The following is a 23,378-nucleotide window of genomic DNA, read 5'->3' as shown; positions in this document are numbered from 1 at the left end:
CGCTTCGGAGACTCCGAGTGCGCATTCCCTTCGACCCTCGTTACCGCAAGCGCAAACTCAACCCCGACGGCACGATGTCGTTGGTGGAGCACCTCTATGAGCTGCGCACGCGGATGGTCATCTCACTGGTGGCGATCGTCCTCACCACCATTCTCGGCTTCGTCTGGTACAGCTACGGCTTCCTGGGCGTCCCGTCGCTGGGCGACATGCTTCGCGGCCCCTACTGCGACCTGCCCGCCTCGGCCCGTGCCTCGCTGACCGCCGACGACTCGTGCCGGCTCCTCGCGACGGGTCCCTTCGACCAGTTCATGCTGCGTCTGAAGGTCGCGCTCACCGCGGGCATCGTGCTGGCGTGCCCGGTCTGGATGTATCAGACCTGGCAGTTCATCACTCCCGGCCTGCACGACAACGAACGCCGCTACGGCCTGGCCTTCGTCTCGATCGCGACCACGCTCTTCGTCGCCGGCGCCGTCCTGGCGTACCTCGTCGTCGCGAAGGCCTTCGACTTCCTGTTGACCGTCGGCAACGAGGTCCAGGTCACCGCGCTGGCCGGTGACCAGTACTTCGGCTTCATGATCCACATCCTGATCATCTTCGGCGTGAGCTTCGAGCTGCCGTTGCTGATCATCGCCCTCAACATCGTCCGGGTGCTGCCATACGAGCGGCTCAAGAAGTGGCGGCGCGGCCTCATCTTCGCGATGTTCGTGTTCGCGGCCATCGTCACCCCGGGCCAGGATCCGTTCACCATGCTCGCGCTCGCGCTGGCGTTGACGGTCCTGCTGGAGTTCGCCATCCAGTTCGCCCGCCTCCACGACAAGCGTCTCGCCAAGAAGGCCCCGAGCTGGGAGGGCCTGTCCGACGACGAGGCGAGCCCGCTCCCGCCGATGCGCCCGGTGCCGTCGCCGTCGCCGATCGCGACGTCGGCCTCCGGTTCCCCGAACGCCGCCAGGACCTCGACGCGGGACCGCGAGACATTCGACGACGTCCTGTGACCCAACTCGACGCGTTCACCTCACGGCTCGATTTCGCTCTCGACGATTTCCAGCGCCGTGCCTGTGAGGCTCTCGAGGCCGGGCACGGCGTACTCGTGTGCGCGCCCACCGGCGCAGGCAAGACGATCGTCGGCGAGTTCGCCGTCCACCTGGCGCTCGCGGGCGGCACGAAGTGCTTCTACACGACGCCGATCAAGGCGTTGAGCAACCAGAAGTACGCCGACCTCGTCGCCGTGCACGGCCACGAGTCGGTGGGCCTGCTCACCGGCGACTCGTCGATCAACCCCGACGCTCCGGTCGTGGTGATGACCACCGAGGTCGTCCGCAACATGATCTACGCCGAGTCGCGGGCGCTCGACGGTCTGTCGCACGTCGTGATGGACGAGGTCCACTTCCTCGCCGACCGGTTCCGCGGCGCGGTGTGGGAGGAGGTCATCCTCCATCTCGAACCGTCGGTGCGGGTGGTCAGCCTGTCGGCGACGGTCAGCAACGCCGAGGAGTTCGGCGACTGGATCCAGACCGTCCGTGGCGACACCTCGGTCATCGTCGACGAACACCGCCCGGTGCCGCTGTCGCAGCACATGCTCGTCGGCAACCGCCTCTTCGACCTGTTCGACCCCGCCGACCGCGATCCCGAACACCGCAAGGGCACCTCGCGTCCGCGCCTCAACCCCGAGCTGAAGCGGCAGATCCGGCACCGCATCCTGCTCGCCGACGACGAACGCGACGCCCGCGGTCGGGGCCGGGGCCGGCGAAGCGGTGCGCCCCGACGAAGCGGGCGGGGACCCGTGTTGTCCCGCCCGCACATGCTCGGGGTCCTCGACCGCGAGGGACTGCTGCCGGCGATCGACTTCATCTTCTCCCGGGCCGGCTGCGACGCCGCGCTCGCGCAGTGCCTGCGGTCCGGTCTGTCCCTGCTGGCGCCCGACGAGGTCGCCGGGGTCGACGAGGTCGTCGACCGGCACCTGTCGGAACTGTCGCCCGGTGACGCGGACCTCTTGGGCGTTGACGAGTGGCGTGAAGGTCTTCGCCGCGGCCTCGCCGCGCATCACGCGGGCCTGCTGCCGATGTTCCGGCACGCCGTCGAGGAACTGTTCGTCAAGGGCCTCGTGAAGGTCGTCTTCGCGACCGAGACCCTCGCGCTCGGCATCAACATGCCCGCTCGGTCCGTCGTGCTCGAGCGTCTCGTCAAGTACAACGGCGAGTCCCACGTCGACCTGACGCCGGGCGAGTACACGCAGCTGACCGGTCGCGCCGGCCGCCGCGGCATCGACGTCGAGGGGCATGCCGTCGTGGTGTGGACCCCCGAGGTGATCCCGGAGGAGGTCGCCGGCCTCGCCGGGGCCCGCACCTTCCCGCTGCGCAGCTCGTTCTCGCCCGAATACAACATGGCGGTCAACCTGCTCGGCCGGCTCGGACTCGACGGCGCCCGCGAACTGCTGCATCGCTCGTTCGCGCAGTTCCAGGCCGACCGGTCGGTGGTCGGGCAGGCCCGCAAACTGCACGAGTCGCAACGGGCCCTGCGCCGCCTCGACCTCGAACTGGCCCGCGCCGCCGAGGCCCGCGGCATCGAACCGGGTGGTGAGGAGGGCGGCGAGCCGTACACCGGCTTCCTCGGGTACATCACGCTGCGCGAGGAGATCCGTCGCCGCGAGCGGGACCTCAAGTACCGCAAGCGCATCCACACCGAGGATGCGATCGTGTCCGATCTCGCCGCGCTGAAGCGCGGGCACGTCGTCGCCGTCCCGGTCGGTCGTCACCGTGGTCTCGCGGTGGTCGTCGAACCGGCCACTCAGGCCGCCGACCCGAAGCCGCTCGTCGTCACCGAGGACGCATGGTGCGGCCGCGTCGCGTTGCGTGACTTCGTGAACCCGCCCGAGGTCCTCGGCAACATGCGCCTGCCGAAGAACGCCGACCGGCGCACCGGTCGCGGACGCCGCGACCTCGCATCGGCGTTGCGCTCCACCGGCATCGAGATGCCACGCGGGCGCTCCAAGAAGCGCGCCGAGGCCGCCGACGATCCCGAGTTGCGTCGTCTGCGGAAGCTGCTGCGCGAGCACCCGGCTCATCAGCTGAACAACGGCGACGAGCTGTTCCGCCTCGCCGAGAAACGCAATCGGTTGCTGCGCGACATCGTCAACGCCGAACGCGCCATCGGCGAACGCACCTCGACGCTCGGCATCACCTTCGACCACATCGTCGGCGTGCTCAGCGAACTCGGCTACCTCGAGCGGGTCCGCGACTCCTCGGAGTCCACCGGCCACACGATGCGGGTCACCGACTCCGGACAGGTGCTCGCCCGGATCTACAGCGAGAGCGACCTCGTCGTCACCGAGTGCATCCGCGCCGGCGTGTGGGAGCACCTCTCGCCCTCGGACCTGGCCGCGGTGGTCGCCGCGCTCGTCTACGAGAGCCGCCGCGACAGTCATGGAGGCATCGACACGATGCCCGGCAGCCGGTCACTTCGGGAAGCGCTGACCGCGACCGTGGAGATCTGGACGCGCGTCACCGAGATCGAGACCCGTCACCGGGTCACGCCGACCCGCGAACCCGACACCGGGTTCTCGCTCGCCATCGCCACCTGGGCGTCGGGCCGCTCGCTCACCGAGGCGCTGCTCCTCGCCGGCGAGCGTGGACAGTTGCTGTCCCCGGGCGACTTCGTCCGATGGAATCGTCAGGTCATCGATCTGCTGGAACAGATCCGCCTGTGCGTGGGCACCGACACCCGGCTCGGCGGCACGGCCCGCGCGGCGGTGAAGGCGATCCGGCGCGGCGTCGTCGCGGCCGAACTGGGGTGAGGTCGAACCGGGTCGAGGCCGACGCGAAACCGCACGTCGGCGCGGAAATCCGCGCCGGTCGTCACCTGTGTGGACGACGCCGCCGCGCGCCACGTGGATCGATTACCGATACTCGGCATCCGCTGAGGTAACGTTCATCGCGCATTCGGTGTCGGGGTGGGAACGCGCCCGGCGCTGTCGCGTGACGTCGAGGTTCGCCGACGCCCGCCCAGGGGGTCAGGCCGAGTGGGAGGGACTCATGACCGATCCGTACAACCCGAATCCGTCCCAACCCGACCCGGGCGATCCCGGTGCCGGCCGGCCCCAGGAGCCCTACCAGGCGAACCCGTACCAGCAGAACCCGTATGGCCAGCCGCCGCAGGGGCAGGCTTTCGGTCAGCCGCAGGCGCCCCAGAACCCGAATCCGGGATCACCGAACCCGGCCGAGAGCCAGCCGACCCAGGTGGCGTTCCCGACCTCGCAGCCGGGTCAGCCGGGTCCCTACGGCCAGCCCGGTCAGGGCCCGGGCCACGGTGTCCCCAATTACGGCACCCCCAATTACGGCACCCCCAACTACGGCACCCCCAACTACGGCACCCCCAACTACGGCGGGCCGTCGCAGCCCTACGGCCAGCCCGACCCGAATCAGTTCGGCGGGCCGGGCCAGTTCGGCCAGCAGCCCTACGGTCAGCCGCCGCAGGGCCAGGGGCCGTTCGGCGCGCCCGATCAGTTCGCCGGCATGGCGACTCCGCCCAGGTCGAGGAAGAAGCTGATCACGGCGCTGTTCGCCGGTGCCGGTGTGCTGGTGGTCGTCGCCGTGATCCTGGTGATCACCGCGTTCGCGTGGCCGGGCTGGGCCCCGAAGAACCTCGATCAGCAGGCCGCCGAGAAGGGTGTGCAGAAGATCCTGACCGAGGACTACCAGGCCAGCGAGGTCAGCAACGTGAAGTGCCCGTCCGGGCAGCGCGTGAAGAAGGGTGCCTCGTTCACCTGTTCGGTCACCGTCGGAGGGCAGGACCAGCAGGTCACCGTCACCTTCATCGACGACGACGGCAAGTACGAGGTGTCGCGTCCGAGCTGACGCTCAGGGCCACCCCAACGCCTTCGACAACCGCCCCACCGAGGCCCCGATGCCGAGCTCCTCGACGAGCGCGGCCAGTGCCTCGGGGTCGGCCGGTTCCGCGGGCAGCACGTCGGGTCCGCTGTCGATGGTCTCGGCGTCGGTGCGCACGCACACCACGGTTCGCGCCTTGTCCAGGTAGTCCGTCGCCGCGAGGATCGCGTTGCGGGCACGTGTGGGCAGCTTCGACGACGGGTCCGCGGCCGCGGCCTCCAGCGCGTCGAGACTGCCGTACTCGCTGATGAGCTTCGCCGCCGTCTTCTCGCCGATACCGCTCACGCCGGGCAGACCGTCGGACGGGTCGCCGCGCAGCATCGACATCTCGGCATAACCCATGCCGGCGCGCTCGACGGGCACGCCGTACTTCTCGGCGACCTCGACCGGACCCATCATCTCGGCCTTCGCCAGCCCGCGGCCCACGTAGAGCACGCGAACGGGCACCGGGTCGTCGACGACCACCTGCAACAGGTCCCGGTCACCACTGACGACGATCACCGGGTCCCTCGCCTCGTCGTGGGCCAGCGTCCCGATGACGTCGTCGGCCTCGCATCCGACCGCCCCCGACGTGGCGATGCCCGCCGCGGCGAGGACGTCCATGATCATGTCGACCTGCGGGGTCAGGGTGTCGGGGACCTCCTCGACGTCGACCGTGGTGGTGCCGGTCGGATCGGTCGCGCCGTCCTCGACCGCGACGCGATGCGCCTTGTAGGAGGGAATGAGCGCGGTTCGGAAGTCCGGACGCCAGTCGAGGTCGAGGCACACCACCAGTCGCGTCGGGTGTTCGCGGGTCACGAGATTCGCGATGGTGTCGATGAACCCGCGGACCGCGTTGACCGGTCGCCCGTCCGGGCTGGTCATCTTCTCTGGTAGGGCGTAGAACGACCGGAACCACAGGCTCGCACCGTCGAGCAGCATCAACGAATCCGTCACCCACACACTCTCGCATTGACGGCTGCGCCGCGTCACCACGACCCGCGGACCCGGCGGTAGTCTTCGACCATGGCAGCGTCTCAGAGCACCACGCCCACCGCCGATTCGGCCGCCGACGCCGGGGCCCCGCTGTTCGCGCCCGAGGTCTACCGCGACCGCATGCGCCGCGCCGCGGAACTGACCGCCGAGGCGGGACTCGACGCGCTCGTGGTGTCGCCCGGACCGGACCTGCGCTACCTCGTCGGTTCCCGCGCCGACACCTTCGAACGCCTCACCGCGCTCGTCATCCCGTCGTCGGGCACCCCGAAACTGGTCATCGCGCGTCTCGAGGTGCCGTCCTTGTCTGGTTCCGCGGTCGGTGATCTCGACATCGAGGTCGCCGACTGGGTCGACGGCGACGATCCGCACGGGTTGGCGCTGTCGGGGATCGGCTCGAAGCCGGTGATCGCGGTGTCGGATTCGATGCCCGCGCTGCACGTCATCCCGTTCGCCCAGAAGACCGGCGCCACACCGCAACTCGCCACGTCGGTGCTGCGGGAGCTGCGCATGGTCAAGGACGACGCCGAGATCGAGGCCCTGCGCCGCGCAGGCGCCGCGATCGACCGCGTGCACGCGCGCATGGGAGAGTGGCTGCGGCCCGGCCGCACCGAACGGGAGGTCGCCGACGACATCCGCGCCGCGATCCTCGACGAGGGCCACAGCGAGGCCGCGTTCATCATCGTCGGCTCCGGCCCCAACGGCGCCGATCCGCATCACGAGTTCTCCGACCGCGTCATCGAACGCTCGGACATCGTCGTCATCGACATCGGCGGACCCGTCGAACCCGGCTACAATTCCGACTCCACCCGCACCTATTGCTTCCAGGAGCCGCCCGCCGAGATCGCAGACGCGTACGCAGCGCTGCAGGAGGCCCAGCGTGCGGGGGTGGCCGCCGTGCGTCCGGGTGTCACCGCCGAGTCCGTCGACGCCGCCGGGCGGGACCTGTTGCGGTCACGCGGCCTGGCCGACAGGTTCATCCACCGCACCGGCCACGGCATCGGTCTGTCGGTGCACGAGGAGCCCTACATCGTCGAGGGAAACGACCTCGTCCTGCGCCCGGGCATGGCGTTCAGCGTGGAACCGGGGGTGTACTTCTCCGGTCGGTGGGGCGCCCGCATCGAGGACATCGTCCTCGTCACCGAGGACGGCTGCGAATCCCTGAACAACCGCCCGCACGAACTCGTGCAGCTCTGACCCCGCCGTACGGCAGACTCACTCGAACAACGACGCCGACCCCAGCACACGCGTCACCTCGATCTCGATGACGACGCGGCGCGGGTTGGGCTTCGGCTGCCGATACCGGCGCGCGTAGCGTTCCTCGGCCTCCCGCACCCGCTCGGGATCGCGGCTCACCCGGGCAGGTCCCTCGAGCGTCAGCCACCGCGGGCCGTCGACGTTGGTCACCGCCGCATAGCCGCCGCGTTCGGTGTTGCGCACCTTCTGGCTGCCCTCGAAGGTGATGACGCGGGCGAGCTGCGCGTCGGCATCCCAGGTGAACCCGACGGCGACCGAATGCGGTGTGCCGTCCGAGCGCAGGGTCACGAGCGTGCCCAGATGGCGTTCGGTGAGGAATTCGGTGGCGGCGGGCCCGATGTCGGAAGGCGTGCGTGGCATGGGTGCCACGCTAGCGCGACGCGGCGGGCCGGAGGCGGAAGGCCTGATGCGATACTGCTGCCATGGCGTCTCACCGGTCCCCAGGCTCGCTCGTGCTCTTCGGCGGACGGAGCGAGATCGGAGTGGCCACGGCCGAACGACTCGCCGCCGGCCGCACCGTGGTGCTCGCCGCCCGCCGGCCCGACGACCTCGCCGACGAGACCGCCCGGCTCCTCGCCGCCGGTGCCACCGAGGTCCACACCGTCGCCTTCGACGCGAACGACACCGACGGCCACCCTGCGCTGATCGACTCGCTCGTGTCGAGATTCGGGCCGATCGGCATCGCGATCATCGCCTTCGGCATCCTCGGCGACCAGGAGCGCGCCGAAAACGACGTCGCCCACGCCCTGCAGATCGCCCATACCGACTACTACGCCCACGTCAGCGTGCTGATCCCGTTGGCCAAGGCGGTGCGGGAACAGGGATCCGGCACGATGATCGTCTTCTCCTCGGTCGCCGGCATCCGGGTACGCCGCGCCAACTACGTGTACGGCTCCACCAAGGCCGGTCTCGACGGATTCGCGAGCGGCATGGCGGACTCGCTTCACGGCACCGGTGTCCGCCTCCTGCTCGCCCGGCCCGGATTCGTCATCGGTTCGATGACCCGTGAACTCATGGAGTCCGGGGTGAAGCCTGCCCCGATGTCGAAGACCCCCGACCAGGTGGCCGACGCCGTCGCCCGCGCCTATCGCAAGGGACGCGGCGAGGTGTGGATCCCGTGGATGCTGCGCCCGATCTTCTTCGGCATGCGTCTGCTCCCGCGCCCGATCTGGCGGAGGCTGCCCCGATGAGCCGTGTCGGCGCCGGATTCGTCGTCGTCGGCATCGGCGCCGACGGGTGGCGCGGGCTCGGCGACCACGCTCGGGACGAACTCCGTGGCGCCCGCGTGATCTTCGGCGCCGCACGGCAACTCGCACTCCTCGACGAGGCCGCGGCCGAACTGGCCGGCGACCGGATCGCCTGGCGGTCGCCGATGTCGGAACACCTCGCCGCCGTCCTCGCCGGAACGGATGCCGACGCGGCGTCTACCGGGACCGTCCACATCCTCGCCAGCGGCGACCCGATGTTCCACGGGGTAGGCGCGAGCATCGTCTCCCGCGTCGGTGCCGACCGGGTCCGCGTCATCCCCGCGGTGTCCAGCGCCGGTCACGCCTGCGCCCGGCTCGGCTGGGACCTCGCGACGACCCGTGTCGTCAGCGCCGTCACCGCCGACCCCGAGATCGTCCTCACCGAGACCACCGACGGGGCCCGTGTCCTGGTCCTGAGCCGCGATCAGAACACGCCCGCGGCGATCGCGAAGATCCTGGTGGACAACGGTTTCGGCGACTCGACCGTCACCGTCCTGGAACAACTCGGCGGACCCGGTGAACGCGTGTACTCCTCGCCCGCCCACACCTGGTCGTACCCGGAACCCGATCCGCTCAACATCGTCGCGATCGACTGCGCCGGTCCCCGGTCCTCCCGGGCGCCCGGCCGCGACGACGACGCCTACGACCACGACGGCCAGATCACCAAGTCGACGATCCGTGCGGCCACCGTCGCCGCCCTGGAGCCGGCTGGGCCCCAACTGCTCTGGGACATCGGCGCCGGATCGGGCAGCGTGACGATCGAATGGCTCCGCGCCGACGTCCGCGGCCGCGCGATCGCCTTCGAACGCGATCCCGATCGCGCGCGCCGGCTCTCGTCCAACGCCCGACGACACGGCGTCGCCCACCGGCTCACGGTCCGTGGTGCCGCGCCCGACGCCCTCGCCGACGCCCCGACGCCCGACACGGTGTTCATCGGCGGCGGACTCGACGACGAGGTCCTCGACCTCGCCTGGGCCGCCCTGCGCGACGGCGGCCGGATCGTCGTCAACGCGGTCACCGTGGAGAACCAGTCGATCCTCATCCGCCGGCACGGCGAGCTCGGCGGAACGCTGCGCCGTTTGTCGGTGGAAACCCTCGCGCCACTCGGCACGATGTCCACCTGGCGCCCCGCACTGCCGATCGTCCAGTGGGCCGCCACCAAGCCCGCACGCACGACCTCGCCGGAGGATGAGTCGTGACCGTCTATTTCATCGGCGCCGGCCCCGGAGCCCCGGATCTGATCACGCTGCGTGGAGCGCGGCTGCTGGGAGAGTGCCGCACCTGTCTCTACGCGGGCTCACTCGTTCCCGGCGAGCTGCTCGACCTCTGTCCCGACGGTGCGACCCTCGTCGACACCGCCCGGATGCCGCTCACCGACATCGTCGCCCACGTCGCCGCCGCCCACGCCCGCGGCGACGACGTCGCCCGCCTGCACTCCGGTGACCTGTCCCTCTACTCGGCTCTCGCCGAACAGCAGCGCGAGCTGCGCGCCCGAAACATCCCGTACGAGATCGTCCCGGGCGTACCGGCCTTCGCCGCGGCCGCGGCCGCCCTCGACACCGAACTCACCGTGCCCGGCCTCGGGCAGAGCCTGCTCATCACCCGGGTGTCGACCCTGTCGACCGACATGCCGCCGGGGGAGGACCTCGCCGGCCTCGCAGCCACCGGCGTCACACTCGCGCTGCACCTGGCCGCGCATCGTGCCGAGCAGATCGTCGAGGCGCTGACGCCCCACTACGGCGCTGAATGCCCCACGGCCACGGTCGCATTCGCAAGCCGGGCGAACCAGCAGATCGTACGCTGCCCGCTGCGACGGCTGCCCGAGACCCTCGCCGCCGCGGACATCCGGAAGACCGCGGTCATCTTCGTCGGCAAGGTCCTCGACGCCGCGACCCACCCCGGGGTCACCGACAGCTATCTGTATTCGCACGCCCGTATGACCAAGCTGCGCAGCGACTCCCACCCATGACCGAACCGACCGAACCCAACGGGCGGACCGACCCGATCGAACCCACCCCGGAGATCCTCATCCTCGGCGGCACCGGTGAGGCCCGGGCACTCGCCGCCGCGCTCGACGACGCGGGCTACTCGTTCATCAGCTCGCTCGCCGGGCGCGTCGGCAATCCGCGCCTACCCGTCGGGCCGGTCCGCATCGGCGGATTCGGCGGTGTCGACGGACTACGGGAGTGGCTGGCCTCCAACAGGATTCGTGTAGTGGTCGACGCCACGCACCCGTTCGCCGCGACCATCACCCGTAACGCCGCGCAGGCGGCGGCCCGAGCCGGCGTGCCGCTGCTCCGGTTGCGCCGCGACCCGTGGGTGCCCGGCGAGAGGGATCGCTGGGTCCGGGTCCCGGACCTGCCCGCGGCGGCCGATGCGGTGCGACGCCGCGGCACACGGGTCCTGCTCACCACCGGGCGTCAGGACGTCGGCGTCTTCGCCGACATCCACACCGCCTGGTTCCTCATCCGCGTCGTCGACCCGCCGACGTCGGCGTTGCCGCCGCGGCACGAGATCCTGCGCTCGCGCGGTCCGTACGACTACGCCTCCGAACTCGAGCTGCTCCGCCGCAACGAGATCGACCTGCTGGTCACGAAGAACAGCGGGGGATCGCTCACCAAGGCCAAACTCGACGCCGCGGCCACCCTCGGCATCGACGTGGTCGTCGTCGACCGGCCGGCCGAACCCGACGTCCCGACGGTGTCAGACGTCGAGTCCGCCCGCGCTCTGCTCGAGGGGCTCCTCCGCTGAACCGGCCGGCGCCGTGGCGGGACCGGCCGGCGTCGCGCGGCCCATCCCGGTGCCGGTGGCGTCGGCGCCACCGGCGTCGTGGCCACCGACCTCGTAGTGCCGCGGTGTGAAGACCAGCCGACCCGCGGCTCGGGGCACCGCCCTGGTCGCCGACGAGCCGATGATGATCAGCGTCCGCATGTCGACCACCTCCGGATCGAACTCCGCCACCGTGGTCGTGGTCAGCGACTGCTCCGCACCGCCCACGTCGCGACCGAGCACGACGACGCGGTCCGGGGAGACCGTTTGCAGCAGCGTGTGTTTCAGCGCGCCGACCTGCCAGGTGCGGCTGCGCGAGCCCGGGTTGTAGATCGCGATCACCAGATCCGCGGCCAGGGCCGCCTTGATCCGGCGCTCGATCACCGACCACGGCTTGAGCCGGTCGGACAACGAGATCACCGCGAAGTCGTGTCCCAGCGGGGCGCCGACCGCCGCGGCCACCGCGCTCGCCGCCGTCATCCCGGGCACCACGCGGACGCGCACGTCGTGCCATTGCGGCTCCGACGCGACCTCGGCGACCGCGGCCGCCATCGCGAACACCCCGGGATCGCCCGACGACACCACGGCCACCCGGGCGCCCCGACGCGCGAGATCAAGTGCGAATTCGGCTCGTTCGGCCTCGACCCGGTTGTCGCTGGGATGTACCCGCTGACCGGGCCGCGGAGTGACCCGTTTCAGGTAGGTGGTGTAGCCGACGAGGTCGGTAGCCCGCGCGAGCTCGGTGCGCACCTCCGGGGTCGTCCAGCTGTCGTGACCCGGACCCAGGCCGACGACCACGAGCTCGCCGGGCACCGGCGCGGGCTCGAACCGCGGATTGTTCCGCCGGCCGGGGACGATGAGGATCGAGAAGTAGGGCACCTCGGCCGGGTCCACCTCGGCCGCGGGCAGCACCCGCTCGACCGTCGTCGACGCCCGTTCGACGTAGAACGCCTCGTCGAGACGCCCCGCCTGCCGCAACGCCTCCCGCACCCGCTCGAAGGTGCGGCCCAGCTTCATCACGACGATGGCGTCGGCCGAACGGAACCGGAACAGCAGCTCCTCGGTCGACGCGGTGCCGGGCACGACCGTCAGGGTCTCGTCGCCCTCGACGAGCGGCACGCCGGTCGCCGCCGACGCCGCGCTCACCGACGTCACACCGGGCACGATCTCGGCCTCGAAGTGCGGGGACAGCCGCTTGTGCATGTGCATGTACGAGCTGTAGAAGAGCGGATCGCCCTCGGCCAGCAGCACGACGTCGCGCCCCGCGCGCAGGTGCTCGGCCAGCCGCTCGGCGCTCTCCGCGTAGAAGTCGTCGAGCGCCCCCTGGTACCCGCCGGGATGGTCGGTGGTCTCCGTGGTGACCGGATACATCAGCCGTTCCTCGGTCTGCCCGTCCCGCAGATACGGCTCCGCCACCGACCGGGCGATGCTGTTGCCGTGACGCGCACAGTGATATGCGATCACGTCGGCGGCGCCGATGACCCGCGCCGCCTTCACCGTCATGAGTTCGCTGTCGCCGGGGCCCAGTCCGACACCCCAGAGCTTGCCCTGCTTCACACCGTTCTCCGCTGCGGACACGTTCACTCCTTCGGGGTGGCCAGCGCGTTGACCGCGGCGGCGGTGATCGCCGAGCCGCCGCGTCGCCCCTTGACCGTGATGAACTCGAGGTCGGTGCGGGCGGCGAGCGCCTCGCACGACTCCGCCGCGCCGACGAAACCGACCGGGGCGCCGACGATCGCCGCCGGCTTCGGGGCCCCCTCGTCGATCAGGTCGAGCAGTGCGAACAGCGCGGTCGGGGCGTTGCCGATCGCGACCACCGCACCGTCGAGCCGTGGCAGCCAGAACTGGAGCGCTGCAGCGGTTCTCGTGGTGCCCATCTGCTCGGCGAGCTCCGGCAACCCCGGCTCCGAGAGGTGGCAGAGCACCTCGTTGTCGGCGGGCAGGCGCTTGCGGGTGATCCCGGACGCCACCATCGACGCGTCGCAGAGGATGGGCGCGCCGGCCTCGAGCGCGCCGCGTGCGGCGGTGACCACGCCCGGTGTGGCGACGACGTCGCGGGTCAGGTCGGTTTGGCCGCACGCGTGGATCATCCGCACCACCACGGTCGCGACATCCGGGGCGAACGCGGACAGATCCGACTCCGCGCGGATCGTGGCAAAGGACTGTCGATAGATCGCAGCGCCGTCGCGCAAGTACTCGGTCATGGTGCGGTCGAGCCTAGCGGCGTCGCCGCTCGTATTCGCCGTCGGGCGTGGCCTGCACCAACAGGTGTTCGGTGGCGGGGGAGCCGCATCGGCGGTCACACCCCACCCAGTGTTCCCGGTCGGCGATCGGCAGACCGGCCTGCACATGCGCGACGACATCCTCCCGCACGCGGGTGTGCGCCCGGCCGCAGCCGGGGGCGCCCACGCAGCAGCTCAGCCGCGCCCACGGCGACTCCGCGTCGAAGATCAGGCCCATCGGTGCCAGCACGCGCACGACCGTTTCCGCGACGCCCTCGGACAGGTCGCAGATGAGGATCTCCCGGTCGGGGGTGAACACGATCGGCTTCTCGATGGCGGCGAGGAACTCCGCGAGCCGCGCGGGCAGCCGGCCCAACTCGACGACGCAGCCCAGCAACACCGAACCGTCGTCCTGGTCGAACCATCCGACGATCGGCGACGGGGTCTGCGACCGCGGGGCGTCGGCGTCCCCATCCTCGCCGATCACCGGATCATGCCGCGCGGCCAGCAGCTGATGCAGCCGGGCACGGTCCTCGGCTCCCAGATCCCGGACGCGCCACGCGCCGGGGGCGACCTCCTGCAACGTGGTGGCCACCGAGATCAGCGACGTGACGATCCCGTCGACGCCCGACGCCGAGCCCACCGCGGTGCCGTCGACGACGATGTCGGCCGTCAGCGGCTCGGCCGCCCGGAGCAGCGCGCACGCGTCGGGATTGCGGCGCACCATGTCGCCGCGGCCGTCGTCGACGGCGAACAGGAACCGTCCGGAGACGCGGGCCGCATCCGGATGGGCACGCAGCGCATCATCGAGTGCGGCGATCAGATCGGATGCGTCCGCGAGACCGCCGATGCGTCCGGTCAGCGGGCTGACCGCGATGTTTCGCGCCTTGTCGTGTGCGGAACCCGGCGCGAGCCCGGCCGACACGACGGCCCCGGCGACCGCGTCCACGTCGGTGATCCCACGCAGCTGCAGATTGCCGCGCACGGTGAGCTCGAGGAACCCGTCGGCATGTGCCGACGCGGTCTGCGCGAGGGTCGCGAGCTGATCGGCGCGGATCCGACCCCCGGGCAGGCGGATCCGGGCGAGTGCGCCGTCCTGCGCCTCGTGGGTGCTGAACACCCCCGGGCAGCGGTCGGCCGACGTCCTGACCTGAGTCATCCCACCAGCGTACGACCGCCCGGTCACCCGGGGCCGGGGGCAGGTGGCCCCGCATGGGCCGACCGGCGTCGCGTCGCCGTAGGCTGTGACCCGTATCGCGAGGGGGCTGAAGCCGGTGGGAATCCGGCGCGGTCGCGCCACTGTGAGGGGATGCCGGGTCACCCGGACACCCGAGCCAGACCAGCCTCCCCGCACGGACCCGACCGCACCCCGGGCGCGACAACCCGGCGAGGAGACACAATGATCCTGCTGCTCTCGACCTCGGATACCGACCTGCTCACGGCGGCCGCCGCCGACGACGCGAACCCCGAGGTCTCCTACCGCGGCGCCAACCCGGCCCGACTCCTCGTCGAGGACATCGGCGACCTGGCCGCCGACACCGATCTGATCGTCGTCCGCATCCTCGGCGGTGTCCGCGCCTGGGAGGACGGGCTGGCCGCGGTCGAGGCGACCGGCAAACCCCTCGTGGTGCTCTCCGGTGAGCAGCAGCCCGACCCGGACCTGATGGCGCACTCCACGGTGCCGGCCGGTGTCGTGGCGCAGGCCCACGACTACCTCGCCGCCGGCGGGGTGGACAACCTGGTGCACCTGCACCACTTCCTGTCCGACACGGTGCTGTTCACCGGCCACGGCTTCGAACCGCCCCGGCAGACCCCGACGTGGGGAGTCCTGTCCCGCGATCAGCACCACTCCGGGGACGGGCCCACCGTCGCCGTGCTCTACTACCGAGCCCAGCACCTGGCCGGGAACACCCGCTACGTCGAGGCCCTCTGCCGCGCCATCGAGGAGCGCGGCGCCCGGGTGCTCCCGGTGTTCTGCGCCTCGCTGCGCACCGCCCCCGACGAGCTGATCGAGCTGCTCGGCACCGCCGACGCCCTCGTCGTCACGGTGCTGGCCGCCGGCGGCGCCACGCCGGCGACCGCGTCGGCGGGCGGCGACGACGAGGCATGGAACGTCGAACGCCTCGCCGCCCTCGACATCCCGATCCTGCAGGGCTTGTGCCTCACCGGATCCCGCGCCGACTGGGAGGCGAGCGACGACGGGCTGTCACCCCTCGACGTCGCGACCCAGGTGGCGGTGCCGGAGTTCGACGGTCGCATCATCACGGTCCCGTTCTCCTTCAAGGAGTTCGACGACGACGGCCTGCCCTGGTACCAGCCCGACCCCGAGCGTTGCGCCCGCGTCGCCGGAATCGCCGTGTCCCACGCCCGCCTCCGCCGGATCCCGGCCGCGGACAAGCGGATCGCCATCATGCTGTCGGCGTATCCGACCAAGCACTCCCGCATCGGCAACGCCGTCGGCCTCGACACCCCGCGCAGCCTCCTGCGCCTGCTGTCCGCGCTGCGCGCCGCCGGCTACGACCTCGGCCCCGAATCCGGCCCGGATTCGATTCCCGGCCTGGCAGAAGACGATTCCGATGCACTGATCCACGCCGTCATCGCCGCCGGCGGCCAGGATCCGGACTGGCTGACCGAGGAGACCCTCGCGGCCAACCCGATCCGCCTGCCCGCCGCCGAGTACCGGGCCTGGTTCGACACGTTGCCCGCCGAACTCCGCGACGCGGTGACCGAACACTGGGGCGAGGCGCCCGGCGAGCTGTTCGTCGACCGCAGCCGCAACCCCGACGGCGACATCGTCATCGCCGCACTGACCTTCGGCAACATCGCCATCATGGTGCAGCCGCCCCGCGGATTCGGGGAGAACCCGGTCGCGATCTACCACGATCCCGACCTGCCGCCGTCGCACCACTACCTGGCGTCCTACCGCTGGATTGCCGCCCGCCACAACGGTTCCGCGATACCTGGTTCGGGGGTCCACGGTTCCGGGATGCACGGTTCCGGGATGCACGGCTTCGGGGCCGACGCCATCGTCCACGTCGGCAAGCACGGAAACCTCGAGTGGCTGCCCGGCAAGAACCTCGGCATGTCCGCCGCGTGTGGCACCGATGCCGCGCTCGGCGACCTACCGCTCGTCTACCCCTTCCTCGTCAACGACCCGGGGGAGGGGACACAGGCCAAGCGACGTGCCCACGCGGTCCTCGTCGATCACCTCATCCCGCCGATGGCGCGCGCCGAGTCATACGGCGACATCGCCCGCCTCGAGCAACTGCTCGACGAGCACGCCAACATCTCCGCCCTCGACCCGGCGAAACTCCCGGCGATCCGCCAGCAGATCTGGACGCTGCTCACCGCCGCCAAGATGGACCGCGACCTCGGGCTCACCGAACGGCCCGACGAAGAGGTCTTCGACGACATGCTGTTGCACGTCGATGGCTGGCTCTGCGAGATCAAGGACGTCCAGATCCGCGACGGCCTGCACGTGCTCGGCGAACCCCCGCGCGACGACTCCGAGGTCGACCTCGTCCTCGCGATGCTGCGGGCCCGCCAGCTCTGGGGCGGCACCACCGCGCTCCCGGGCCTGCGCGAAGCGCTCGGGCTGACCGAGGACGGTGATGCCGACCGCGCCGCCGTCGACACCGTCGAGGCCCGGGCCCGCGAACTCGTCGCCGCGTGCGCCAAGGGCGACTGGTCGGAGGCCGCCGTCGCCGACGTGACCGCCGGACTGCCCGAGAAGGTCGGCGACGTCCTCCGCTTCGCCGCCACCGAGGTCGTCCCGCGGCTGCGTCAGACCACCGCCGAGGTGCCGCGCATCCTGCACGCCCTCGACGGCGGCTTCATCCCGGCCGGCCCCAGCGGGTCGCCGCTGCGCGGCCTGATCAACGTGCTCCCCACCGGCCGCAACTTCTATTCCGTCGACCCCAAGGCGGTGCCGTCGCGTCTGGCGTGGGGGACCGGTCGCGCGATGGCCGACTCGCTGCTCGAGCGTTACGTCGCCGACCACGGTCACCACCCGGCGTCGGTCGGTCTGTCCGTGTGGGGGACCAGTGCCATGCGAACCGCAGGCGACGACATCGCGGAGGTCCTCGCGCTGCTCGGCGTGATGCCGGTCTGGGACGAGATGTCGCGCCGCGTGGTCGACCTCGAACTCATCGACCTCGCCGAACTCGGCCGCCCCCGCATCGACGTCACCGTGCGCATATCCGGTTTCTTCCGCGACGCCTTCCCACACGTGGTGGCCATGCTCGACGACGCGGTCGCACTCGCCGCCGCCGCCGACGAACCCGACGACCAGAACTTCGTCGCAGCCCACGTCCGGGAGTCGATGGCCGACCACGGCGACCACCGGCGTGCGGTCACCCGGGTCTTCGGATCCAAGCCGGGCACCTACGGCGCAGGGATCCTGCAGCTCATCGACTCGCGCGACTGGCGCAGCGACGAGGACCTGGCCCGCGTCTACACCGAGTGGGGAGGCTACGCCTACGGACGTGGGCTCGACGGTGTCCCCGCGGTCGACGACATGCGCGCCGCCTACAAGCGGATCGCGGTCGCGGCCAAGAACACCGACACCCGCGAACACGACATCGCCGACTCCGACGACTACTTCCAGTACCACGGCGGCATGGTCGCGACGGTCCGCGCGCTGACCGGCTCCTCACCCGAGGCGTACATCGGCGACAGCACCCGCCCCGACTCGGTGCGGACCCGGACCCTCTCCGAGGAGACCGCCCGCGTCTTCCGGGCCCGCGTCGTCAATCCCCGCTGGATCTCGGCGATGCAGCGCCACGGCTACAAGGGGGCCTTCGAGATGGCCGCGACCGTCGACTACCTGTTCGGCTACGACGCCACCACCGACGTCGTCGCCGACTGGATGTACGAGAAGCTCACCGAGTCCTACGTCCTCGACGAGACCAACCGCGAGTTCATGCAGAGGTCCAACCCGTGGGCATTGCACGGCATCGCCGAGCGCCTTCTCGAAGCGGTCGAACGGGACATGTGGCACGAGCCACCCGCCGAGCTCCTCGACGAGTTGCGCACCGTGTTCCTGGACACCGAGGGCGACATCGAGGCGCGCGGGGAGTAGCCCGGGAGCAAAACGGCCCCGTCGTTCGTTGCCCCGTCAAGCCGCATTCGAAAGACAGGTGGAAAGACCATGGCACTGCGCTGGTTCGCCGTATATGCCCTGTTGGAGATCGCCGCGTTCGTCGCGATGGCGATGACGCTCGGTTTCGCATGGGCGGTGCTGATCACCATCGGCGCCGGTGTGCTCGGATTTCTCACCTTGCGCCGGCAGGGCCGCAAGGTCATCGGCGAACTGCGCCGGGCCGCGAACAACGAGGTCGATCCCCGCACCCCGCTCGCCGACACCGCGGTCGTCGCGGCGTCGACCCTGCTCCTGGTCATCCCCGGGGTGGTGTCGACGGTCGTCGGCATGCTGATGCTGTTCCCGCCGACCCGCAGGGTGCTGCGACCGCTGGTCATCGCACTCGGCGCCCGGCGCGTCGCGTCCGCCATGGACCGCGCCGGCCTCTACGCGACCGGAGCCTTCCGCGACTCCCGCGTCACCGTCGACGGCACCGTGATCGACGGCGGGGTGGGCACCGGCGGGGTCGTGGATGGTGTGGTGGTCGACGTCCCCGGCACGAACACGAATCCGATGACCGGCCGCCGGTTGCCGCCCACCCGCTGAGATCCGCGGGGACACTCCCGGGACGCCCGGACCCCTCTCGGCTGTATTCACGCACGGCAAGGCAGACTGGACGATCGTGGCAACCCAACTGCTTCTCGGTGGAATCGTGTATTCGGCGGCCGCTCCCGACGCGACCGCCATGGCCATCACCGACGGCGTGGTGGTGTGGGTCGGAACCGACGACGTCGGCCGGGCCCTGCACCCCGACGCGGAGATCATCGACCTGAACGGGTTGTTCGTGACGCCGGGCTTCGTCGACTCCCACGTCCACCTCACCTCCACTGGCCTCGCGCTCGACGGTCTGACGCTCAACGAGGCGACGAGCCGCACGCACTGTCTCCAGCTCGTCGAGAAGGCCATCGCAGCCGACGCCGCAGCAGGGCATGACGAGGGTGAGCTCCTCTGGGGCCTCGGTTGGGACGACTCGACCTGGTCCGGTGCCGCACCCGAGGACGGCCGATTCCCGACGACCACCGAACTCGACGCCGTCGTCGGCGCCCGCCCGGTCTATCTGGCCCGGGTCGACGAACACTCCGCGGTCGCGTCGACCGCGCTGCGCCGTCTGGTTCCCGAGCTGGAGAACGCGGTCGGTTACCACCCGGAGGAGCCGCTGGTCGCCGAGGCGCACCACCTCGTCCGCGGGGCCGCCCGGCAGCTGGTCACCGCCGCGCAGCGGGAACGCGCCCAGCGCCGCGCCCTCGACGTCGCCGCCGCACACGGCGTGGTCGCGGTCCACGAGAACGGCGGTCCGGACATCAGCGGACTCGAGGATTTCCTCGCGCTCGCCGATCTCGACCACCCGGTCGAGATCCGGCGGTACTGGGGACAGGCGGTCACCGACGCCGACCACGCGGCCGAACTCCTGGGCATCACCCGTGCCGACGCGCTCGGTGGCGACCTGTTCATCGACGGCGCCATCGGCTCACACACCGCCTGGCTCACCGAGCCCTACACCGACGACCCGCACACCAGCGGTATCAGCTACCTCGACGCCGACACCATCCGCGACCACCTGCGCGGCTGCACGCTCGCCGGGATCCAGGCCGGTTTTCACGTCATCGGCGACGCGGCGACCGGTGCCGTCGTCGACGCGTTGACCGACCTCGCCGACGAGCTCGGCACCCCGGCCCTCGCACGCTGCGCCCACCGCCTCGAGCATGCCGAGATGGTGACCGCCGCCCAGGCCGAGGTGCTCTCCCGCTGCGGCGTCATCGCCAGCATGCAGCCGCTGTTCGACGCCGAGTGGGGCGGACCGGGCGACCTGTACGAGACCCGCCTCGGCGCCGAGCGCGCGGCGAGCCTCAACGACTTCGCGATGCTCGCGAAAACCGGTGTGGCGCTGTCATTCTCGTCCGACGCTCCGGTGACGCCGATCGACCCATGGGCCACCATCCGCGCGGCGGTGCACCATCACCGGGCCACCAACGCGATCTCCCCGCGCGGCGCTTTCGCCGCCGCCACCCGCGGCGGCTGGCGCGCCGGTGGTGTCAACGACGGTCTCACCGGCACGCTCACCCCGGGCGCCCCGGCGAGCTACGCGGTGTGGGAGGCCGACGAGTTCGTCGTGGCCGGGTCGCACGAGAAGGTGCAGCGCTGGTCGACCGACCCGCGGTCCCGGGTGCCGGCGCTGCCGGACGTGTCGCCGGGCGCCGAGCTGCCGCGCTGCGTGCGCACCGTGCACCGCGGACAGGTCCTCTACGACCGGGACGCCACGTGAACGCAGCCCCGCCGTCGGACATGACCGGCACCCCGAGAACCCCGGACACCCCGGGGCCGGAGGACGTCGAGGGCACGGCACCCGGCGCCGAGACCTCCCGCGGCACCCGGTTCGGCCGTTTCCGGTGGGGCCTCGAGCGGCTCCCCCTCGACTGGGCGCTGCGCACGCTGGTCGCGATCGTCGCCGGCCTCGCGATGTGGGGTGCGTTCCCGCCCCGCAACTTCTGGTTCCTGGCCGTCGTCTCACTCGGACTGCTGTTCGCGGCCGGCTACGTGGGCCGTCCGCGGGTGCGCACCGGCGCGTGGATCGGGTTCGTCTTCGGGCTGGCCTTCTTCCTGCCGCTCCTGCCGTGGATCGGGGTCTATGTCGGGCCGCTGCCGTGGGTCGCGCTGTCGCTGGCGCTCGCCCTCTACCTCGCGCTCTTCGGGGCGATCGCGACCCTCACCATGCGCCTGCCGGTGCCGCCGGTGTGGTTCACGCTGTCGTGGGTGCTCGTGGAGGCGCTGCGCTCGGCCTTCCCGTTCGGCGGTTTCCCGTGGGGGAGGGTCGCCTTCAGTCAGGTCGACGGTCCGCTGCTTCCGCTGGCCTCGGTGATCGGCGCGCCCGGACTGTCCGCCGGGGTGGCGCTGTTCGGGTCCTCGGTCGTCTGGGTGCTGCTGATCCTCGGCGACGCACTGCGCCGCGGCGCGACCAAGGATCCCCTCGCCGCCGACCAGCCGACCGGATACGTCCGGGTGGGCACCATGGCAGTGGCGCTGGCCCTTCTCGCACCCGTCGCCGCGATCGCCCTGACCCCGTCGACGGTCGACCGCACGATCTCCGGGACCTCGGTGCGGATCGCGGCCGTGCAGGGCAACGTGCCGCGCCTCGGCCTGGACTTCAACGCCCAGCGACGCGCCGTGCTCGACAACCACGTGCGCGCGACGCTGCAGTACGGCCGCGCCATCGACTCCGGGCGGGCGCCGCACCCGGACTTCGTGCTGTGGCCGGAGAACGCCTCCGACATCTCGCCGATCGACAACGCCGACGCCGCCGCCTCCATCACCGCCGCGTCGGAGGCGGTCGACGCCCCGATCCTCGTCGGCACCCTGCTGCGCAACCGTGACGGCCGGCCCACCAACTCGGTGCTGGTCTGGGACGGCGCCAGGGGACCGGTCGACCGCTACGACAAGCACATCGTGCAACCGTTCGGCGAGTACCTGCCGTGGCGGCCGTTCTTCCGGCTGTTCTCCTCGTACGCCGATCTCGCCGGCAACTTCAGGCCCGGCGACGGCCCGGCGGTGGTGACCGTCCCCGGTTACTCGCGCGAGGTCACCGTCGGTGTCGCGACGTGCTGGGAGGTCGCCTTCGACCGCGCCGCGCGGCAATCGGTCCGCGACGGCGCCCAGATGCTGTTCGTCCCGACCAACAACGCGACCTTCGGCCGCACCCAGATGACCTACCAGCAGCTGGCGATGTCCCAGGTGCGTGCCGTCGAGCACGGCCGTGCCGTGGTCGTCGCCGCGACCAGCGGTGTGAGCGCGATCATCGACCCCGACGGTTCGATCTCGGAGCAATCCGGCATCTTCACGCCGGATGTGCTGACCAGTACGCTTCCTCTCCACCACGACCAGACCCTGGCGACCCGTCTCGGCGTGTGGCCCGAGGCACTGGCGATCGTCGTGGCGGTGGGTGGGCTTTTGTTTGCGTTGGTATCGCGTACTAGGTTCACAATCATGTCCCGCAGGGGCGCCACTCGGGCGTCCGACGACACTAAGGAGCTCGATGGCATCGGGGATTGACGCCACGACAGGGGATCGGCAGTCGGGAGACTCGCCGAATCCCGTGGTCGGCACCGACGGAACGGGTGCGCTGGTGGTCGTTCCGACGTTCAACGAGCGCGACAACCTCCCGGTGATCGTCCGGCGTCTCCAGCAAGCGCTGCCGGGCGTGCACCTGCTCGTCGTCGACGATTCCAGCCCCGACGGCACCGGCGAGGTCGCCGACGAGCTGGCCCGCGCCGACGCCGGGCGCGTGCACGTCATGCACCGCAAGGAGAAGGACGGGCTCGGCCGCGCCTACCTCGCCGGTTTCGGCTGGGGGCTCGGGCGCGACTACCCGGTCATCGTCGAGATGGACGCCGACGGCAGCCACGCGCCCGAACAGCTGCACCGCCTCTTCGACGCCATCAACGCCGGCGCCGACCTCGCCATCGGCTCGCGCTACGTGCCGGGCGGCAAGCTCGTCAACTGGCCCAAGCACCGCGAGTTCCTCTCGCGCGGCGCCAACACGTATGCACGCATCGCGCTGGGCGTGCGGATCCACGACATCACCGCCGGCTTCCGCGCGTACCGGCGGATCGTGCTGGAGAAGATCGAGCTGGACACCGTCGAGTCGGCCGGTTACTGCTTCCAGATCGACCTCGCCTGGCGAACCGTTCGCGCCGGCTTCGACGTCCGCGAGGTTCCCATCACCTTCACCGAGCGCGAGCTCGGCGTCTCCAAGATGAGTGGTGGCGTCATGTCCGAGGCGTTCACCAAGGTCGCTACCTGGGGCATCCAGAGCCGCCTCGAACGACTTGGACTCCGCAAGAACCCGTGAGCGGCAAGAACCCGTGAGCGGCAAGAACCCGTGAGCACCGGACGC

At 71.0% G+C, this 23,378-nt stretch carries 18 protein-coding genes; 13 read left to right on the top strand and 5 right to left on the bottom strand.

The window, feature by feature from the left end; genetic code table 11:
• The first annotated feature begins 17 nt into the window (after positions 1 to 17).
• From tatC to ABFT43_RS19710, 3 genes are all read left to right on the top strand, one after another.
• Positions 18 to 992: a twin-arginine translocase subunit TatC gene (tatC, locus tag ABFT43_RS19720; protein ID WP_347961993.1), complete on the top strand. Its 975-nt coding sequence runs from the start codon at positions 18 to 20 to the stop codon at positions 990 to 992.
• Positions 989 to 3,790 (top strand): DEAD/DEAH box helicase, encoded by a 2,802-nt coding sequence (locus ABFT43_RS19715; RefSeq protein WP_347961992.1) that lies wholly within the window; start codon positions 989 to 991, stop codon positions 3,788 to 3,790. The genes tatC and ABFT43_RS19715 overlap by 4 nt, the downstream gene beginning before the upstream one ends.
• A gap of 238 nt (positions 3,791 to 4,028) precedes the next feature.
• On the top strand, positions 4,029 to 4,850 hold the full coding sequence (locus tag ABFT43_RS19710) for a DUF4333 domain-containing protein (protein ID WP_347961991.1): 822 nt from the start codon (positions 4,029 to 4,031) through the stop codon (positions 4,848 to 4,850).
• 3 nt (positions 4,851 to 4,853) lie between these two features.
• Here the strand turns inward: ABFT43_RS19710 and ABFT43_RS19705 are convergent, their stop codons facing one another.
• Positions 4,854 to 5,804 carry a 5'-3' exonuclease gene (locus tag ABFT43_RS19705; RefSeq protein WP_347962040.1) on the bottom strand — a complete coding sequence of 317 codons (951 nt, stop codon included), beginning with the start codon at positions 5,802 to 5,804 and terminating at the stop codon, positions 4,854 to 4,856.
• A gap of 84 nt (positions 5,805 to 5,888) precedes the next feature.
• Here ABFT43_RS19705 and ABFT43_RS19700 point away from each other — a divergent pair, with 84 nt between their 5' ends.
• Complete coding sequence (locus tag ABFT43_RS19700) at positions 5,889 to 7,052, top strand: M24 family metallopeptidase (protein ID WP_347961990.1); 1,164 nt, start codon at positions 5,889 to 5,891, stop codon at positions 7,050 to 7,052.
• An 18-nt stretch (positions 7,053 to 7,070) separates the two neighbouring features.
• Here ABFT43_RS19700 and ABFT43_RS19695 read toward each other — a convergent pair whose 3' ends face one another.
• Positions 7,071 to 7,472: a pyridoxamine 5'-phosphate oxidase family protein gene (locus ABFT43_RS19695; RefSeq protein ID WP_347961989.1), complete on the bottom strand. Its 402-nt coding sequence runs from the start codon at positions 7,470 to 7,472 to the stop codon at positions 7,071 to 7,073.
• A gap of 62 nt (positions 7,473 to 7,534) precedes the next feature.
• Here ABFT43_RS19695 and ABFT43_RS19690 point away from each other — a divergent pair, with 62 nt between their 5' ends.
• Genes ABFT43_RS19690 through ABFT43_RS19675 form a run of 4 tightly spaced genes read left to right on the top strand, consistent with a single transcriptional unit; the run spans position 7,535 to position 11,110 of the window.
• Complete coding sequence (locus tag ABFT43_RS19690) at positions 7,535 to 8,302, top strand: SDR family NAD(P)-dependent oxidoreductase (protein WP_347961988.1); 768 nt, start codon at positions 7,535 to 7,537, stop codon at positions 8,300 to 8,302.
• Entirely contained in the window at positions 8,299 to 9,558 is a 1,260-nt protein-coding gene (cbiE, locus tag ABFT43_RS19685) for a precorrin-6y C5,15-methyltransferase (decarboxylating) subunit CbiE (RefSeq protein WP_347961987.1), read from the top strand. Before ABFT43_RS19690 ends, cbiE begins: the two co-directional genes overlap by 4 nt.
• Positions 9,555 to 10,328, top strand: coding sequence for a cobalt-precorrin-4/precorrin-4 C(11)-methyltransferase (locus ABFT43_RS19680; RefSeq protein WP_347961986.1), 774 nt, complete (start codon positions 9,555 to 9,557; stop codon positions 10,326 to 10,328). Before cbiE ends, ABFT43_RS19680 begins: the two co-directional genes overlap by 4 nt.
• Positions 10,325 to 11,110 (top strand): cobalt-precorrin-6A reductase, encoded by a 786-nt coding sequence (locus ABFT43_RS19675; RefSeq protein ID WP_347961985.1) that lies wholly within the window; start codon positions 10,325 to 10,327, stop codon positions 11,108 to 11,110. Before ABFT43_RS19680 ends, ABFT43_RS19675 begins: the two co-directional genes overlap by 4 nt.
• Here ABFT43_RS19675 and cobJ read toward each other — a convergent pair.
• From cobJ to ABFT43_RS19660, 3 genes are all read right to left on the bottom strand, one after another.
• Positions 11,063 to 12,631: a precorrin-3B C(17)-methyltransferase gene (gene cobJ / locus ABFT43_RS19670; protein WP_457590194.1), complete on the bottom strand. Its 1,569-nt coding sequence runs from the start codon at positions 12,629 to 12,631 to the stop codon at positions 11,063 to 11,065. The two genes, ABFT43_RS19675 and cobJ, sit on opposite strands and share 48 nt — an antisense overlap.
• Positions 12,632 to 12,708: 77 nt before the next feature.
• Positions 12,709 to 13,332 carry a precorrin-8X methylmutase gene (locus tag ABFT43_RS19665; protein ID WP_347961983.1) on the bottom strand — a complete coding sequence of 208 codons (624 nt, stop codon included), beginning with the start codon at positions 13,330 to 13,332 and terminating at the stop codon, positions 12,709 to 12,711.
• A gap of 13 nt (positions 13,333 to 13,345) precedes the next feature.
• Positions 13,346 to 14,509, bottom strand: coding sequence for a precorrin-3B synthase (locus tag ABFT43_RS19660; protein ID WP_347961982.1), 1,164 nt, complete (start codon positions 14,507 to 14,509; stop codon positions 13,346 to 13,348).
• Positions 14,510 to 14,749: 240 nt separating this feature from the next.
• Between ABFT43_RS19660 and ABFT43_RS19655 the strand changes: the two genes are divergently transcribed.
• From ABFT43_RS19655 to ABFT43_RS19635, 5 genes are all read left to right on the top strand, one after another.
• Positions 14,750 to 18,430 carry a cobaltochelatase subunit CobN gene (locus ABFT43_RS19655; protein ID WP_347961981.1) on the top strand — a complete coding sequence of 1,227 codons (3,681 nt, stop codon included), beginning with the start codon at positions 14,750 to 14,752 and terminating at the stop codon, positions 18,428 to 18,430.
• Between the two features lie 69 nt (positions 18,431 to 18,499).
• On the top strand, positions 18,500 to 19,036 hold the full coding sequence (locus ABFT43_RS19650; RefSeq protein WP_347961980.1) for an FxsA family protein: 537 nt from the start codon (positions 18,500 to 18,502) through the stop codon (positions 19,034 to 19,036).
• A gap of 76 nt (positions 19,037 to 19,112) precedes the next feature.
• On the top strand, positions 19,113 to 20,753 hold the full coding sequence (locus tag ABFT43_RS19645; RefSeq protein WP_347961979.1) for an amidohydrolase: 1,641 nt from the start codon (positions 19,113 to 19,115) through the stop codon (positions 20,751 to 20,753).
• Between the two features lie 20 nt (positions 20,754 to 20,773).
• On the top strand, positions 20,774 to 22,534 hold the full coding sequence (gene lnt / locus ABFT43_RS19640) for an apolipoprotein N-acyltransferase (protein ID WP_457590193.1): 1,761 nt from the start codon (positions 20,774 to 20,776) through the stop codon (positions 22,532 to 22,534).
• Complete coding sequence (locus ABFT43_RS19635) at positions 22,518 to 23,333, top strand: polyprenol monophosphomannose synthase (RefSeq protein WP_347961978.1); 816 nt, start codon at positions 22,518 to 22,520, stop codon at positions 23,331 to 23,333. Before lnt ends, ABFT43_RS19635 begins: the two co-directional genes overlap by 17 nt.
• The last annotated feature ends 45 nt before the right edge of the window (positions 23,334 to 23,378 follow it).

It is taken from the genome of Gordonia aurantiaca (assembly GCF_039939235.1).
Taxonomy (GTDB): Bacteria; Actinomycetota; Actinomycetes; order Mycobacteriales; family Mycobacteriaceae; genus Gordonia.
This window is presented reverse-complemented; position numbering and strand designations above follow the sequence as displayed.